Source organism: Streptosporangium longisporum, assembly GCF_039534895.1.
Classification (GTDB): Bacteria; Actinomycetota; Actinomycetes; order Streptosporangiales; family Streptosporangiaceae; genus Streptosporangium; species Streptosporangium longisporum.
The window spans coordinates 70,416-86,564 of sequence record NZ_BAAAWD010000013.1; the positions used below are offsets into that span (position 1 = coordinate 70,416).

A 16,149-nucleotide genomic window follows, 5' to 3' on the forward strand; every position below is an offset into this window, starting at 1 on the left:
AACTAACCGGGCGCACCTTCCGGAACGGTGTCCGCGGACATCGCCCCTTCTCCCGGAGCACTCGTCAGGTAGACATGCTGGTGGCCGTTGCCGGCGCTGACATTGATCTGGTCGAGTTGTGTCGCCGCGACGGACCACGTCGCGACGGCGGCGGACCGCTGTCGGGCCGCCAGATCGAGGAAGTCCCGGCGAAGATCTGCGGGAAGCCGCTGTCCGGCCGCGTACGCATCGACCGCGATCACCACGGCGTTCACCGCGTTGCGAAACCCCATGCGAGCCACGTTGGTCGCGGTCGTCCCGGAGGGAGTCTCCGCATGCCTGTCGACAGCCTGCCGCAGGACACGCCGCCACTCGTCGATCTCCGCCGACCGCGCCGGTTGCGCGGTGAGGGTCCTGTCCTGGGGAAGCGCCTTGGCGAGGCCGGACAGCACCCCGTTCAGATCACCGGCGGTCACACGCGCCGTGGTGGTCAGCTCACTGATCTGCCGGACATCCCGTTTCGCCTCCGCCTCCTGCATGTCGGCGACGGCGGCCTGGCCGGCATCGGGGAGAGCGAAAAGGTAACCCAGTGATCCGGCTATCGCGACGGCGACAAGGATGGTCACGATGTAGCGCATCCTGTCGGACGAACGAGTGTCCGGCCGAGCCGGCGGGCGGGATGGCCTGGCCTTTTTCGAGGACATCCAGCGGCTCCCGTTCACCCTCACAACCCCGAGTACGGTCGTGTCACCGACGTTACCGTTTTCAACGATCTACGTCCATGCGCTTCGTTTCAGCTCGGCGTGCCCTTCTGTTCTCATGAATTGTCCTGTACGACAACGGCGCTTCTTCAAAGCGAAGTGACGGCGAGGAGCGCGAGGGTGAGCAGACGGGTGCCAAGCCGGTGATGGGTCACTGACGGGCCACGACGAGCTCCCTGACAAACCAGGGGGCCGGCACTCCTGTCCGGTCAGCGGTGGGAGGTCAGGGGGGCGTGGTGGTCGGCGCCGTCGAGATGATCGGGGTCGGCGTGCACGGTGGCGGCGCCCAGGCGGGGCAGATGGTGGATCAGCCGGTGCTCGGCCTCCACCGCCACGGCGTGCGCCCGCAGCAGCGACAGGCCGGGATCGACCACGATGTCGACCTCGGCGCGCAGTGTGTGACCGACCCAGCGCAGCCGCATCGATCCGACCCGCCGTACGCCCGGAGTGGTGGTGAGGATCTGCTCGCCCTGGTCGAGAAGGGCCGGATCGACCGCGTCCATCAGCCGGTGGTAGATCTCCCGGGCCGCCTGGCGCAGCACGAAGCAGATGGCCACCGTGATGGCCAGGCCGACGATCGGGTCGGCGATCGGATAGCCCAGCGCCGCGCCGCCGGCGCTCAGCAGCACGGCCAGCGAGGTGAACCCGTCGGTGCGGGCGTGCAGGCCATCGGCGACCAGGGCGGCCGAGCCGATCTTCCTGCCGACCCTGATCCGGTAACGGGCCACCCACTCGTTGCCGAGGAACCCGATCAGCCCGGCACCGGCCACCCAGCCCAGTGCCCGCACCTGCTGGGGGTCGATCAAACGCTGCAGAGCCTCATACCCGGCGAACGCGGCGGAGGCGGCGATGATCATCACGATGGCGATGCCCGCCAGGTCCTCGGCCCTGCCGTATCCGTAGGTGAAACGGCGGGTGGCCGCCCGGCGCCCGAGGGAGAACGCGATCGCCAGCGGGATCGCGGTCAGCGCGTCGGCGACGTTGTGCAGGGTGTCGCCCAGCAGCGCGACCGAGCCGGAGAAGGCCACGACGACCATCTGGATGACGGCGGTCACCATGAGGACGGCGAAAGAGATCGCCACCACCCGCATCCCCTGGTCGCTGGACTCCAGCGCCGCGTCGCTCTTGCCGGCGCTGTCATGGCTGTGCGGGGTGAAGGCATGACCGGCGCGCCCGATCAGGCGCCCGAGCCGGCCACGCGCGGATCCTCCCCCGTGCCCGTGCTCGTGCCCGTGCCCGTGGTCGTTGCCGTGGTCGTGCCGGTGGCCGTGGCCGTCGGGCCCTTGGGGAGGCAAAGAACCGGCGTCGCGCTGATCGGACATCGCTACCTCGCTTGCGTGCGGGGACCTTGTCACGCACTATATGTATTCATGTACGCACGCGACAACGTCTCAGATACCAACCTCTCGCAGGAGCAACCGACCGGCGCCCAGGTGGAGGCCGCCGTCGAGGCCTTCCGGATGCTCAGCGACGCCACCCGGCTGCGCCTGATGTGGCTGCTGGCCTCCGGCGAGTACGACGTCGGCTCCCTGGCCGAGGCCGTCGCGGTCGCACGCCCCTCGGTCTCTCAGCACCTGGCCAAACTGCGCCTGGCCGGCCTGGTCAGCACCCGCCGAGACGGCCGCCGGGTGCTGTACCGGGCTCGCGACGTCCATGTCCGCACCCTCATCGGCGAGGCTCTCTTCCACGCCGACCACGAGATTTCCGGCATCCCCCGCCACCCCGACTGACCGAAGGAAGGCGGTGCCCGTCAGCCGGTCCTCACCGGGCCTGTGCGTCGCCGGGGAGCTCCTCGGGCAGGTCGCGCACGCCCAGGTGCAGGTGTTCGATGTGGTAGATCGCCTCGTCCAGCAGCTGGGCGACGTGGTTGTCGTACAGGCTGTAGAGGATGCGTCGCCCCGCGCGGCGGCCGGTGACCAGGCCCAGGGCGCGCAGCAGCCGCAGCTGGTGGGAGACGGCCGACTGTTCCATGCCGACGGCGTCGGCCAGCTCGGTGACGGGCAGGGCTCCGTGCCGCAGGCGGGTGAGGATCATCAGCCGGGACGGGGTGGCCAGAGCCTGCAGGGTGGCGGCGATGGTGGCCGCGGAATCGACGTCCAGATACGCGGTCGGCCTCACCTGCTCGTCAGGTCCATGTCCCATGATGTGATCCTATCGAACATCAACACATGAAGACGTCTACATATGTTCTGATAACGTGGAGGCATTCCTTCCCTCACCTCTTCGGGGACCTCCCATGTCGCACACCGCGCTCACCGATCCGCCGACCACGGCGCCACCCGCCGACCGCGCGCGACCGCGCTCGCGCCGGACGCGACTGCTGACCCTGCCCGAGGTCCGCTGGGCCTCGGCCTCCCTGGCCGCCTTCGCCGTGGCCGTGCCCCTGCACCTGGGCGGGGCACCCGCGTGGACCTGGGGGACGGTGTACGCGATCTGCTACCTCACCGGTGGCTGGGAGCCGGCCCTGGCAGGAGTGAAGGCCCTGCGGGACAGGACGCTGGACGTGGACCTGCTGATGATCGTCGCCGCGGTCGGGGCGGCCGCGATCGGGCAGGTGATGGACGGCGGCCTGCTGATCGTCATCTTCGCCACCTCCGGCGCGCTGGAGGCGCTGGCCACCGCCCGCACCGCCGACTCGGTGCGCGGCCTGCTGGACCTGGCCCCGGCCACCGCCACCCTGCTGCACGCCGACGGCCGCGAGGAGAACATCGCCGCCGAGGACCTGCGCCCCGGTGATGTGATGCTGATCCGCCCCGGCGAGCGCATCGGCGCCGACGGGCGGATCCTGGAAGGCGCCGGCGACGTCGATCAGGCGACCATCACCGGCGAACCGCTTCCGGCGGCCAAACAGGTGGGAGACGAGGTCTTCGCCGGCACGCTGAACGGCACCGGCGCGCTGCGGGTCCGGGTGGAACGCGACCCCGCGGACACGGTCGTCGCACGAATCGTCGCCATGGTGGCAGAGGCGTCGGCCACCAAGGCGCCCACCCAGCTGTTCATCGAGAAGATCGAGCAGCGCTACTCGGTGGGCGTCGTGGTCGCCACGCTGGCCGTCTTCACGATCCCGCTCGCCATGGGCGCCGAGATGACCGAGTCGCTGCTGCGCGCGATGACCTTCATGATCGTCGCCTCGCCGTGCGCGGTGGTACTGGCCACCATGCCGCCACTGCTGTCGGCGATGGCCAATGCCGGACGTCACGGCGTGCTGGTCAAATCCGCCGTGGTGATGGAACGCCTGGGCAAGGTCGACGCCGTGGCGATGGACAAGACCGGCACCCTGACCCAGGGCACCCCGCAGGTCACCGGCCTACGCCCACTGGACGGCTGCGGCCTTGATGACCGGACGTTGCTGGCGCTGGCCGCCGCGGCCGAACACCCCAGCGAACACCCGCTCGGACGCGCCGTGCTGGACGCCGCCCGCACCCGCGGCCTGACCGTCGCAGCGGTGACGGACTTCGCCTCCCGTCCCGGCATCGGGGTGAGCGCCACCGTCGGGGGCGTCACCGTCGCCGTCGGCAGCCCCGCCCGCCTGCTGAACGACCGCGCCGACGCCCTGGCCGTGCGGGCCCGCGCGATAGCGGCCGAACTGGAACGGCAAGGCCACACCGCCGTGCTGGTCACCCGTGACGACCGGCCCGTCGGCCTGCTGGGCATCGCCGACCGGGTACGCCCCGAGGCCGCCGCCACAGTCGCCGCCCTGACCACCCTGACCGCTTCCAGGCCGATACTGATCACCGGCGACAACCCCCGGGCCGCCCGGCGGATCGCCCACCAGGTGGGCATCACCGACATCCGCGCCGGCCTGCTCCCTCAGGACAAGGTCGGCGCCGTGCGCGAGCTGAGCGAAGCCGGGCGCAAGGTGCTGATGGTCGGCGACGGCGTCAACGACGCCCCCGCCCTGGCCGCCGCCCACACCGCCATCGCGATGGGCCGGGCCGGTTCCGATCTCGCACTGGAAAGCGCCGATGCGGTCATCGTCCGCGACGAACTCACCACCATCCCCGCCGTGATCGCCCTGTCACGGCGCGCCCGCCGCCTGGTCGTGCAGAACCTCCTCATCGCGGCGACCTTCATCACCGTCCTGGCCCTCTGGGACCTGATCGGGCACCTGCCCCTGCCGCTGGGCGTGGCCGGGCACGAGGGATCCACCGTCATCGTCGGCCTCAACGGCCTGCGCCTGCTGCGCGAGGACGCCTGGCGCCGGGCCACAAGCGTCCGATGAACCGCCCGCACCGCACGGTGCCGCACGTTTCCACACGATGCGGTGGCCCGCCCCGCGGCCCGGCACACCATGACGGTGTGCCGCGGGCACCGCAGGCGGATCCTCCAGCAGAGAGGTTCCTTTGCACCGCGGCGCCCGTCTCGTGGGGTGTGCAGGAAAAAGATCAGCGGTCGGCTCCCCCCGCCGACCCGGCCGGCCCGGCTGGCCCGGCTGGCCCGGTCGGTTCGATGAGGCCGTCGTCGCGCCGATGAGCAGGCGATGGCCGGCACGGCTGGCCGGGTGCGGTCCGCGGTTGCCGTTGGCGGCGGTTCAACGCCCGCACGGCCAGCGCGCACGCCAGTCCCAGCGACGACAGCGCCAGCCAGACAACGACGCGGGGGGCGCTGTCGAGCAGGAGACCGATGAGCAGGTTGCCCGCGGCGACGGCGATCCCGGCGATCGTGTTGTAGAACCCGTAGTGGGTGGCGACCAGGCGGCCACCCGACAGCGCGACGACCCGGTCCATCTCGAAGGGGTAGGCCAGCGCCGTTCCCACGCTCAGCACGAGTACGCAGATCACCGTGGCGGCCGTTTGCGCCGGCGCCGAAGCGGGCCACAGCGCGCCGCAGAGCACCAGTGGCGTGAAGGCCAGCGCCATCAGGGCCAGCCCGGCGACGATGGCCTGCGGACCGCTGAAGCGCCGGCGTGCCCAGTCGGTGATGCGGAGCTGACCGGCGATGGCGACGATCGCCGAGAGCACGAACAACAGGCCGACCGCGCCGGTGTCGCCCAGCGCCAGCGGCAGCGCCAGGTAGATCTGGAACGACAGCACATAGGAGCCGGCCATCGCCAGGGCGAACAGCAGGAACGGCCGGTTGGCCACTGCCGTCCGCCAGCCTGCCGGCGCCACGCCGGCCGGTGCCGCGCTGGCACGACACGGCGGCAGGGCGAGGAACTGCAGCGCGCTGAGCAGCGCGAAGACGCTCGCCGCGACCAGGCAGACCAGCCGGAAGTTCACCGCCACCAGCGCCAGCCCGATCACCGGCCCGATGAGGATGCCGGCCTGGTAGAAGACGTTGAACACCGCGAACGCCTCCACCCTGCGCGTGCCCGCGTCGTGGGCGAGATAGGCGCGCACCGCCGGATTGAACAGCGCTCCGGCCATTCCGGTGGCCGCCGAGGCGACCAGCAGCGCGGGCAGGCTGTCGGCGAAGGCCAAAAGAGCGAACCCGGCGGTGCGCAGCAGGCACCCGGCCAGGATGAGCGGCCGGTAACCGAGCCGGTCGGCGAGGATACCGCCCAGCACGAACAGGCCCTGCTGACTGAGGTTGCGCATGCCCAGCACCAGCCCCACGCTCCAGGCCGCCATGCCGAGCCCGTCCGACAGGTGCCCGGCCAGGTAGGGCATCAGCATGTAGAAGCCGATGTTGATGGTCAGCTGGTTGAGCATGAGCAGCTGAACGCTGCGCTCGAAACCGCGCAGCCGCCGCCACATCAGCGCCTCCCCATCGCAGCGCAGCGGGTCCAGCCTGTGGCCTCGGCCTGGCCGGGATGGGTGATCTCCTGCGGTTCATCGGCCGGTGGCCGCCGCAGCAGGTCGTGTGAGGCGCAGTAGGCGTCGTCGAAAACGGTGCCGTGGTAGCGGGCGGGCCCGTCGGGGAAGATCGCCGCGATCCGGGTACGCGGCGCCATGGTGCGGGCACACCAGGCCGCGACGGTGGCGACCGCGCCGACGCTCCAGCCGCCGGTGGTGTAATGGGTGGCGGCCAGACGCCGGCACGCCCACACCGCCTCGTGCGGGGCGATCCAGTGCACCTCGTCGAACAAGGCGTGGGCGACGTTGCGCGGGTGAATGCTGCTGCCCAGGCCGCGCATCAGCCGGGGCCGGGCGGGCTGGCCGAAGATGACCGAGCCGATGGCGTCCACCCCGACCAGCCGCAGCCCCGGACAGGAGCGGCGCAACACCTGGGTGATGCCGGCCGAATGACCGCCGGTGCCCACGCTGCACACCAGCACGTCGATCCGGCCCAGTTGATCGAGCAATTCGTCGGCCAGACCGGCGTAGGCCTCGACGTTGTCGGGATTGTCGTACTGGTTGGGGCAGTAGGCGCCCGGGTGCTCCTTCAGCAGCTGCGCCACACGCTCCAACCGGGCCTGCTGCCAGCCGCCGACCGGATGCGGCCTGGTGACGGTGTCCACCCGGGCGCCATAAGCGCTCAGCAGGCGCCGCACGATCGGTTCCATGCCCGGATCGGACACCACGGTGACGGGGTGGCCATAAGCGATCGCGGCCAGGGCCAGCCCCAGGCCGAAGGTACCGGAGGTGGACTCGACGATCATCGCCCCAGGCGGCAGATCACCGCGGGCGCGGGCGCACCGCACGATGTGCAGCGCGGCACGGTCCTTGATGCCGCCGGGGTTGGCGCCTTCCAGTTTGGCCCAGAAACCCTGAGCACAAGCGGTGAAGGGCTCCCCGATCCAGCACAGCGGTGTTCGCCCGACCAGCTGCGACAGCAAGGGCACGGCGGGCTCGGTGGTGGTACGTGAAAACATGATCGGCTCTTTTCGGCGCATGCTCGCGCCCGGTCGCTGATGGGTACGGGAAAAACCTCCTGCCGCCAGGCCTCAGGTGAGACGGCCGGCTGCCTCCGTACCGATCAGGGCCGATAGACCTCAAGGGTGTGGGTGCGTACCGCGCGGGCCCGATGACCTCGCGGTGGTGCCCGGGCCGAGCGTCCGCGCACGCCGGGCGGGGGCGGCGCGCTCACGGCGCCGGTGAGCCGGGCGAGCACCGCCGTGCTCCTGACCGGCGCACCGGCGGCGGCCACCGGCACGACGAAGGCGTCGGGGTGGGCCACCTGGTCGTGGTGCTCATGGGAGCACGGCGCGCAACAGGCCCACACCTGCGCGGATGCGTGCGGAGCGTGGTGGTCCTCGTGCGGGGCGGTGGCATGGGCCCACAGATGGGCCAGGGTGAAGATCGCGATCACCACGGCAAGCCACGCCGCCCGGCGTGGCCTGTACGAAGCGTTCCCCCCGGCACCCATGATGAGTCACTCATCGTATGTCATTGATGACTCTCGGTGAGAGCGGAGACGGTTCACGCCCCTCCGGCAAGACTTCACCCTGTCGAGGCAGACCACGCGGCCCGTCGCGAGGGATTCCCCGGGACGCTCGCCCCACTCCCCCGGCAGCCGTCGTTGGCATGGCGCCGACGGGCTGCCGCCGGTCGCATTCGAGCTCTGGCTCACCGGCCTGCGCAGTCACTGGCGCGACGGCCGCTACGACACCGAAGCCAACCGGTACGTACTCAGCGAAACTCCCGAACACGTCGACACCCACCTCGACCGGCCACCAATGGCCCAGCCGCACCATCGACCACCGATGAGCCGAGCCGGCTCACGGCTGCCGCGCCGGCTTCCCGAGCACCTCCGTGAACGCCGAGATGCCGTGGTCGCCATGGCCCGCCTCGGCCGCCCGCCCCACCAGGTCATGGAACGGGGCGAGCCAGGCCGTGTCGACGTTCGCCTCCCCGGCCAGGTCGTCGCCCGGTGGCAACCACCTCCGGCTCCCCCGCCGTCCAGGTTCAGCAGAGTGTCCAAGATGAACAGCGAGTCGCACGGCGTTCCGGTTGGCGGCCGGCGCCACCCGGGCCGCCCTTCGCAGCTGCCGCGAGCTCGAACATGTCGCTTGTGGCGTGCGCGTACACCGCACCGGGAGAAACTACGATCCGCGATTGACAACTACTCTCAGTAGTCGATCGGAAAGGGTTCCCATGTCTCTCATCACCCGTCCGGCGCTCGCCGTCGTCGGCCTTACCGCTTGCGCACTCACCCTGCTCGCTCCCGGAACGGCCCACGCGACGCCCGCCCCACCCATCGCGACAGAACACCAGGGGCACGCAACGGACGTCCTGACGTACGGCGACAAGATCCATCCCCAGAACGGCTACAACAGCTGGAACGGCGGTTATCTCGACACCAACGGCCACGCCACCGGCAACAAGTACGGGGTGTCGACCGCCTCCACGCCCGCCCGGGCCCCGGGCACCGGCACCTGGGAGATCCTGTCGGCGACCGGCAAACCAGCCGGTGCCGATGTCATCAGCGGCGACACCGTCCACCTGCACAACCTCTACGGCGGCGACGGCGGCTACCTCGACACCAACGGCCACGCCACCGCACCCAACAAGTACGAGGTGACCACCTCGTCGGTGAAGGACCGCGCCACCGGAACCGGCAGGTGGCGCGTGTTCGCCGAAAGCTCCACCCCCAACGACTCCAAGGTGCGCGAGGGCGATGTCCTGCGCTTCCTCAACGGCTATGACGACTGGAAGGGCGGCTTCCTCGACACCGCCCACGCCGGGCCGGCCGGCGGCCTGTACGAGGTGTCCACCAGCGACTACAGCGATCGCAGCAGCGGCCAAGGCGTCCCGGGCACCGGCACGTGGAAGGCGACCAAGACCACGCTCTAGCACGACGGCGTTGAACCGGGACGGCGCTTGCCGGCGCGTCCCACCTCATGATCGCTTCTGATGGCCCCGAGCCTCGGAAGCGATCATGAGCGAAGTGGCCGTTCCGATGCCGGTAGACGGCGGACCAGATCCGGCCCGGCCACGCCCCCGCCAACGGTGACACCCTTGACCCACTCGCCCTCGACAGCAGTCCGCGGCCCTGCCGACCGGCCAGGCAGTGGATACCGGTCCCCGTAGACGAAGCGGCTCCAGGCGTCGCGGTTTCAACCGGTCACCTCACGGCCAGTCACCGCCACGACGGCGGCGACCGCACTTATCATCACTGAATGATTACTTGGAGTGATATCGCTCTGCCGGGACATCGGCGGACGCACGGAATCGCAACAGCCATGGCAGCCCTGACGATTGTCGCTGCTGCGACCGTCCCCACGCCGGCCACGGCATCGGCACCCGCGGCAACACATGAACGAGCGCTGACCAGCACATGCGCCCCGAGCAGCGGCACGAAGACCTTCCACTCCTACGACGAAAGATCGAAGGGCAACGTACGGATGTGCGTGGGCGGGGAAGGGCGCCCCGACGGTACCAGGGCCATCAGAGCCCACCTCTCCGGCGACTTCTTCTACCAATGGGTAGGACTCTGGTACGACGACTGTCCATCCGAGTGCAACCTGAACGGCCACTTCACCCTGACCGACACATCGACCGGAGCGACCAGCCAATCCCCCTACCTCAGCAAGATATGGGGCGGCAACCGCAACGGCAGCCTCACGCACACCTTCGAGGTGAGCAGCGGGATCTACAAGATCTCTTTCAGCGGAAGGAAGTACGGCGGATACTGGCGTGACGGACGCTTCCAGAGCAGCGACACCGATGACGAGATGTCCATCAGCGGCCTGGAGGTCACGGTCGACATTTCCTGACCGACGTCCGGCCTGGCCTCACACGGCACAGGACCCGGTGCGCGGCCTGGCGGCAGGGGACGCCGAGTAACGGGTCACGGTGATCGCGCCGAAGCAGACAGAGCGCCGGGGAGCATCACCGGTCACCTTCCCGCCGAACCGCGAACCTCAGTGGCCGACCGGGGCTCCACAGGCCCCACCCCGGCGACCCCACCGCATCAGCACGGCCAGTGACGGCAACCCGAGCTCTGACGGCTCGCCGACGTCACCGGCCGTGCCTTCGAGTTCGGTCACTGGCTCGATCGTCACACCCGCCCCGGCCGCGACCCCGCCGCCCTCCCCCGAGCACGACGATGAGTTCACCACCTTGCGTGGCGCGCGGCCGTGGTCGTCGGCCGGCCGCTGGTGCTCAGTCCTGCGTGGAGATGCAGAAGGGGTGGCCCGCGGGGTCCAGCAGGACCCTGCGCTCATCGGGGTGCGGCTGGACAGGGGGTTCCACGGCTCCCAGTGCCAGCATCCGCGCATGGGCGGCGTCCAGATCGTCGACGCCCAGCTCCATGTGAGCCTGCTTGCCCTGGGACGGGTCCGGCCAGGTCGGACGCCGGTAGTCGGCCACCCGGATGAAGCCCAGCCCAGATGAACCCTCCCGGCCGAGCAGGACGAAATCGTCGCTGGAGTAGACGACGGGCAAACCCAGCGCCTCACCGTAGAAGCGGGCCAGCTCGGCGGGGTCCGGGCAGTCGAAATCGACGGACAGCAAACGGATCGCAGGCCCGGACGTGGGTTCGGTACTCATGAACAGGACGCTACGACGCGACCAGGACAGTTACGGTCCTGGTCATGGGGAACACTTCGAAGTGTGATCAGCACCTCAGCCCGCCTGCTGCGACTGGTCTCGCTGCTGTCCACCCGACCGGCGTGGACCTGCCGCGAGCTGGCCGGGCAAATGACGGTCACCGACCGCACGGTCCGGCGAGACATCGCCCGGCTGAGAGAACTCGGCTACGGCATCGAGTCCGACCCCGGACCCTGGGGCGGCTACCGCCTCAGCGGTGGCACCCGGATGCCACCACTGATCCTCGACGACCAGGAAGCACTCGCCGTGGCCGTCGCACTACGAGAGGCCGCGCTCAGCGGCGTCCTGGGCACAGACCAGGCCGCACTGTCGGCGCTGCTGAAACTACAACAGGTCCTGCCGCCCCGGATCGCAGACCGGCTGGCGGAGATGGACGCCACCTTCGTCCACACCCCCAGACCCGAGGAACCTCAGATCTCGCCCGGCATGCTGCTGGAACTGGCCGCCGCCTGCCGCCATGGCGAGCGCACCCGGCTTTCGTACCGCGACCATGCGGGAAAGACCACCGTCCGAGACATCGACCCCTACCGCCTGGTGCACACAGGCAGCCGCTGGTACTTCGTCGCCCGAGACGTGGCCCGGGACCAATGGCGCACATTCCGAGCCGACCGGGTGGTACGGGCACAACCGACCGGACATGTCGCCGAACTCATCGACCCGCCCGACCCGGCACTCCTCGTCTCTCGATCCATCGCAGGCGTCGTGTACCCGCTGTATGTCACCGTCCGGCTGGCACACCCCATGGACCAGGCACTACGACTCATCCCGCCCACGATCGGCACTCACCGCCCGGACGGCCCCGACGCCACCGTCGTCGAGATCGGCGGCAACGACGCCGACCAGCTCACCACATACCTCCTCAGCCTGGGCACCACGCTACGGATCCTGTCACCAGACCACGTACGCGAGACACTCCTGCGCCGCACCCGAGACCTGCTCAAGGACAACGGGGGCGGCCGGCCCCGGTAACGGGCGCCGGGCCGCGTACGAGACCTCAGCCGCAACCGGTGTCAGAAGCGGTCGAAGGCCGTCTGAACCCGGCCTCCCGACAGAAGCAATCAAGGTCTGGACCGTTGACCGGGCCGCGACCCAGGAAGCATCGAGCTGACCTCGGTGAGGGCGGCCACGACGCGGCGCCCAGGCGATGTCCGCACGTCGACCCCGGTGAGGTGGAAGCGGGGTTCGACCTCTTGGGCGCCGGACAGGGTGGTCCGGGAGACCACGTCGCCGGCGGCGACGTAACCGGTCTGCAGGGCGAACGGGTGGTAGGTGGCGGGTCCGCACGGTGTCGCGTGGTAGGTGCTGATCACCAGGTCGGTCTCGGTGGTCGTGGCGAGGCCGACCGGGTCGCTCACGGCCTCGTGCCCGGCTTCGATTCCTGGTCGCGCAGCAGGTGGCGGGTGAGGGCGTCGGGGCGGGCGGCGTCGCCGGGGGCGAAGGAGGGCTCGTTCACGGCGATCGGGTCGAAGCGCATGAAGGCGCTGAGCGGTTCGGCGGGTGGGGCGTCGATGCGGGCGATGATCGGTTCGATGCCTTCCCCGACGGGGGCACCGTGCCTCTGGAGCGCCGTGACGTGGGCGGCGGTGGCCGGATCGTAGTCGCCGGCAAAGCCGGTCGAGACGGGGCCGGGGTTGATCAGCACGTAGCGGGTGGGACCGGCGGAACGGCGGGCGGCGAAGGCGACCGCGAGCAGATCGTTGGCCCGTCCGGCCTGCATCTGGGCCGTCACCCCGTCATAGCGCCGTTCGAGCATCAGGTCGTCCCAATGAATGCGGCCGGTGGGGACGCCGGGTGCGGGCCCGGAGACGTTGACGATGACGCGTGGCCGGTCCAGACCGTGGCTGAGCAGGAACCGGCTCAGGTACGGTAGGTGGCGGCCAGGGCCCGGCCCATGCCGTCGGTGCCGCCGCTGATCACGATGGTCTTCGCGGTGCCGGTCATCAGGACCCCTCTGCTCTGGTGGTGGCGGGTTCGGAGTGGGTGGCCGGGGTGTGGGTGCGGCCGGGTAGCAGCGGGGTCGCGGCGAGCACGGCCGCGATGAGCACGGTGACGAGCCAGAAGGCACTGTGGAGGCCGGTGATCACGTCCGCGGACGTCTGCAGGATGAGGGTCACCAGGGCGATGCCGAGTGCGGCGCCGAGCTGGTTGAGCATGTAGAGGACCGAACTTCCCTGCGCGACCAGCGGGCCGGGCAGGCTCCGGTAGAGCGAGCCCATCGTCGGCGCGCTGAAGCAGCCCATGCCCAAGCCGATGGTCAGCGCCGCCAGCACCGGCCACGCCTGGCTGGTGTCGGCGGCGATCCGGGTGAAGGCCAGGGCGCTGAGCCCGGCCACGAGCGCGCCGCCGGCGGCCAGGCCGCGGGCGCCGATCCTGTCGGACAGTCGTCCGGCCAGCGGCATGGCGACGGCGCCGCCCAGGCCCGCCGGGGCCATCAGCAGCCCAGCGGTGAGCACTCCGTGGCCATGTGCTTGCTGGTAGTACAGCGGGAGCGCGAACAGGGTCGCGAAGTTGGCCAGTCCACCCAGGCCCATGATGGTGACACCGGCGGTGAACCCTCGGCCGGCGAACAGCCGCACGTCGATCAGCGGTGGCGTGCGGCGGGAGCCGAGCGCGCGCAGGACGTAGCCGGTGAGCAGTACGATGCCCGCGGCCAGCGGCAGCAGCGCCTGCCAGGCGGTTGACGCTCCGTGCTCGGCCGTCTGCGACAGGGCCAGGACCATCGCGGAGAATCCTGGCGCGAGCAGGGCCAGTCCCAGGACGTCGAGCCGGACCGCCGGCTGTCGTCCGGCCGGGGGGTCCGTGGGCAGCACGCGTGCGGCCAGCAGGTACGCGATCAGGCCGATGGGCACGCTGAGCAGGAACATCCACCGCCACGACAGGCTGCCCAGGACGGCGCCGCCCGCGATCGGTCCCAGGACCGGGCCGAGGGACAGCACTACGCCCATCAGGCCCATGACGCGGCCCGCGCGTGCCGGTCCGGCCGCGCGGGCCAGCAGGATCAGCACGAGCGGGTCGAGCAGCCCGGCGCCGAAGCCCTGCAGGGTGCGGAAGGCGATCAGGCTGCCGGCGTTCCAGGCCAGGCCGGCGGCCAGCGATCCGGCGATGAACACCGCCAAGCCGGCCAGCCACAGCCGCCGTCCCCCGTACCTGTCGACGGCCCAGGTGGTGAAGGGGATGGTGGCGGTGACGGCGAGCAGGAAGCCGGTGGAGGCCCAGCCGACCGTGCTGAGCGAGGCGTCCAGGGCGCTCGCCAGTGTCGTGGTGGCGACCACGCTCCCGGATGGGCACCCGCCGCCTCGACGACACCGAACTGCAGGGGATCGCCCGAGCCGCCACCCACACCTTCCTCCAGGCCTTCGGCGCTGAGAACGCAGGCGGGGTGGCGAGCACCGGCGATGGAGAAGCCGGTCAGTGTTGATGTCGGGCCGACAGGTTCCGGCAGGCGGACGATGCGAACAGCGGCCATCAGCGTCCCGGTGACCCTGTGCTCAGCGTCCCTGTCTCGTCTGCGAGCCGGCCGCTACGAGCCCAGGAACTCCACCACCTCGGCCTGACCGGCGAACCGTGCCCACTCCGACGGCGTGGCATCGTAGTCGGAATCCCGTAGTGACCGATCGGCTCCATGCTCCAGCAGCGCTCGCACCATCGGCAGGTCGCCCGCCCGCGCCGCCTTGTGCAACGCCGTCGACCGGAGGCGTGTGTTCACGTCGAAGCCCAGCGCACAGGCCAGCCGTACGGCCGGTACGCGGCCGTACTCCGCGGCCTTGATGACCAGATCGGGCCGCCTCAGGAGTCGTCCGGCCAGTCCGGGATCGGCGCTCAGCAGCTGCTCGACCTGCTCCCGTTCGCCGCGCATGATCGCCGCTTCCACGGCGTCGAGCCCGCGGAGCGTGCTGGACGCCCCCGCGTCGGCCAGGAGCCGCGCGACCTCCGTATGCCCGCCGAGCAGCGCCAGCTCCGCCGCTGTGTGCCCGCCGAAGAACGGGTGCCCGTCGCCCTTGGCGTCGGCGGGTGCGCCGTGCCCCAGCAGGCACCGCATCCGGCGTGCCTGGCCACGCAACGCGGCCGTCAGCACGGCGGTCGCCAGCATGCGGGTCGGCGCGTCCTGCACCTGGCCCAGCCTGGCGCGCCACGGCCCACCGTCCCCGCGGCCGAGTCCGGACTTCAGCAGCAACTCCAGGTAGCCGATGTCGTCACCTCCGACCCCGCGGTTGTACAGTGCCCGGCCGTCGTTGGCGTCCGCCCCGGCCTCCAGGAGTACGTGGGCCAGCTCCAGGTCCTGCGGGTGCGGCGGTTGCCTCAGCTCGCCCCCGCCCAGCGCCCCGGTCAACGCGGTGACCGGTGGCCCCTGCCCCTCAGGCAGGTAGCCGGCGTTCGGATCGGCGCCCGCCGCCAGCAGGACCCGCGCCGTCCCCACGGCGTCGACCTGCGCCACCCGTGAACAGGTCAGGTACAGCAGTGGTTCCCAGCCGAAAGGGCCGCCGTACGCCTGGGCCGACGCGGGATCGACCGCGACCGCGCGTGCTGTCCCGGCGGCGTCACCGACCGCCGCCATCGTCCACACCGACGCATCGGCTGTCCGGGGATGGGCGAGCAGCAACCGCGTCGCAGCCTCGGCGGCCACGGGCCCGTGGTCCTTCAGGCAGGCCAGCCGCAGGAACTCCGTTGCGGAGTCGGCCGATGGGCCCACCTCGTACGGCCGGCGCGCGAACGTCTCCACCATCGCCAGGTGTGCCCGCAGCTGCGACCAGCTGGTGAAACCGTATCTGCGGGCCACCGCCAGTTGCGCGCCGGCCAACTGCAGTCCCGACAGCTCTCGATCGCCGGCGGTGCGGAGCCACCCGCCCGCCGTCGCGATCGCGCGGATCTCGCCCGCACGTACGCCGCGCAGCAGTTGCTTGGCCTCGTTCTTCAGATGGTCCAGGCTGGGGTTTTCGGGCAGACGGTTGGCCACGGAGACCTCCCTTTCGGATATG

The 16,149-nt window shown here is 70.7% G+C and carries 17 protein-coding genes; 5 read left to right on the forward strand and 12 right to left on the reverse strand.

What is annotated here, in order from left to right; all coding sequences use genetic code 11:
* Window positions 1-2: 2 nt before the first annotated feature.
* Entirely contained in the window at window positions 3-617 is a 615-nt protein-coding gene (locus tag ABD832_RS22515; RefSeq protein WP_344898592.1) for a hypothetical protein, read from the reverse strand.
* A gap of 332 nt (window positions 618-949) precedes the next feature.
* On the reverse strand, window positions 950-2,062 hold the full coding sequence (locus tag ABD832_RS22520) for a cation diffusion facilitator family transporter (protein WP_344898594.1): 1,113 nt from the start codon (window positions 2,060-2,062) through the stop codon (window positions 950-952).
* A gap of 48 nt (window positions 2,063-2,110) precedes the next feature.
* On the opposite strand from ABD832_RS22520, the gene ABD832_RS22525 reads away from it, so the two are divergent.
* Window positions 2,111-2,470: an ArsR/SmtB family transcription factor gene (locus tag ABD832_RS22525; RefSeq protein ID WP_344898596.1), complete on the forward strand. Its 360-nt coding sequence runs from the start codon at window positions 2,111-2,113 to the stop codon at window positions 2,468-2,470.
* Between the two features lie 31 nt (window positions 2,471-2,501).
* On the opposite strand, the gene ABD832_RS22530 is transcribed toward ABD832_RS22525, so the two are convergent.
* Complete coding sequence (locus ABD832_RS22530) at window positions 2,502-2,882, reverse strand: ArsR/SmtB family transcription factor (RefSeq protein ID WP_344898598.1); 381 nt, start codon at window positions 2,880-2,882, stop codon at window positions 2,502-2,504.
* Window positions 2,883-2,976: 94 nt separating this feature from the next.
* Between ABD832_RS22530 and ABD832_RS22535 the strand changes: the two genes are divergently transcribed.
* On the forward strand, window positions 2,977-4,962 hold the full coding sequence (locus ABD832_RS22535) for a heavy metal translocating P-type ATPase (protein ID WP_344898600.1): 1,986 nt from the start codon (window positions 2,977-2,979) through the stop codon (window positions 4,960-4,962).
* A gap of 163 nt (window positions 4,963-5,125) precedes the next feature.
* Here ABD832_RS22535 and ABD832_RS22540 read toward each other — a convergent pair whose 3' ends face one another.
* From ABD832_RS22540 to ABD832_RS22555, 4 genes are all read right to left on the reverse strand, one after another.
* Window positions 5,126-6,436, reverse strand: a complete 1,311-nt coding sequence (locus ABD832_RS22540; RefSeq protein ID WP_344898602.1) for an MDR family MFS transporter — start codon at window positions 6,434-6,436, stop codon at window positions 5,126-5,128.
* Entirely contained in the window at window positions 6,436-7,494 is a 1,059-nt protein-coding gene (locus ABD832_RS22545) for a PLP-dependent cysteine synthase family protein (RefSeq protein WP_344898604.1), read from the reverse strand. Before ABD832_RS22545 ends, ABD832_RS22540 begins: the two co-directional genes overlap by 1 nt.
* 104 nt (window positions 7,495-7,598) lie before the next feature.
* On the reverse strand, window positions 7,599-7,931 hold the full coding sequence (locus ABD832_RS22550; RefSeq protein WP_344898606.1) for a hypothetical protein: 333 nt from the start codon (window positions 7,929-7,931) through the stop codon (window positions 7,599-7,601).
* Between the two features lie 409 nt (window positions 7,932-8,340).
* Entirely contained in the window at window positions 8,341-8,499 is a 159-nt protein-coding gene (locus tag ABD832_RS22555; protein ID WP_344898608.1) for a hypothetical protein, read from the reverse strand.
* Window positions 8,500-8,716: 217 nt separating this feature from the next.
* Between ABD832_RS22555 and ABD832_RS22560 the strand changes: the two genes are divergently transcribed.
* Together ABD832_RS22560 and ABD832_RS22565 are read left to right on the forward strand one after the other, a co-directional pair.
* On the forward strand, window positions 8,717-9,415 hold the full coding sequence (locus tag ABD832_RS22560) for a hypothetical protein (protein WP_344898610.1): 699 nt from the start codon (window positions 8,717-8,719) through the stop codon (window positions 9,413-9,415).
* A 389-nt stretch (window positions 9,416-9,804) separates the two neighbouring features.
* On the forward strand, window positions 9,805-10,338 hold the full coding sequence (locus ABD832_RS22565; protein ID WP_344898612.1) for a hypothetical protein: 534 nt from the start codon (window positions 9,805-9,807) through the stop codon (window positions 10,336-10,338).
* A 388-nt stretch (window positions 10,339-10,726) separates the two neighbouring features.
* Here ABD832_RS22565 and ABD832_RS22570 read toward each other — a convergent pair whose 3' ends face one another.
* Complete coding sequence (locus ABD832_RS22570; RefSeq protein WP_344887086.1) at window positions 10,727-11,113, reverse strand: VOC family protein; 387 nt, start codon at window positions 11,111-11,113, stop codon at window positions 10,727-10,729.
* A 63-nt stretch (window positions 11,114-11,176) separates the two neighbouring features.
* Between ABD832_RS22570 and ABD832_RS22575 the strand changes: the two genes are divergently transcribed.
* The gene (locus ABD832_RS22575; RefSeq protein WP_344898613.1) at window positions 11,177-12,142 is read left to right on the forward strand and encodes a helix-turn-helix transcriptional regulator; all 966 of its coding nucleotides are present in this window, start codon (window positions 11,177-11,179) and stop codon (window positions 12,140-12,142) included.
* Between the two features lie 89 nt (window positions 12,143-12,231).
* Here the strand turns inward: ABD832_RS22575 and ABD832_RS22580 are convergent, their stop codons facing one another.
* The 4 genes from ABD832_RS22580 to ABD832_RS22595 all read right to left on the reverse strand — a co-directional run bounded on the left by ABD832_RS22580 (window position 12,232) and on the right by ABD832_RS22595 (window position 16,127).
* Entirely contained in the window at window positions 12,232-12,528 is a 297-nt protein-coding gene (locus ABD832_RS22580) for a hypothetical protein (RefSeq protein WP_344898615.1), read from the reverse strand.
* Window positions 12,525-12,926, reverse strand: a complete 402-nt coding sequence (locus ABD832_RS22585; RefSeq protein ID WP_344898617.1) for a hypothetical protein — start codon at window positions 12,924-12,926, stop codon at window positions 12,525-12,527. The genes ABD832_RS22580 and ABD832_RS22585 overlap by 4 nt, the downstream gene beginning before the upstream one ends.
* 187 nt (window positions 12,927-13,113) lie before the next feature.
* On the reverse strand, window positions 13,114-14,445 hold the full coding sequence (locus tag ABD832_RS22590) for a DHA2 family efflux MFS transporter permease subunit (RefSeq protein ID WP_344898619.1): 1,332 nt from the start codon (window positions 14,443-14,445) through the stop codon (window positions 13,114-13,116).
* A gap of 248 nt (window positions 14,446-14,693) precedes the next feature.
* Window positions 14,694-16,127, reverse strand: coding sequence for an ankyrin repeat domain-containing protein (locus tag ABD832_RS22595; protein WP_344898621.1), 1,434 nt, complete (start codon window positions 16,125-16,127; stop codon window positions 14,694-14,696).
* Window positions 16,128-16,149: the final 22 nt, after the last annotated feature.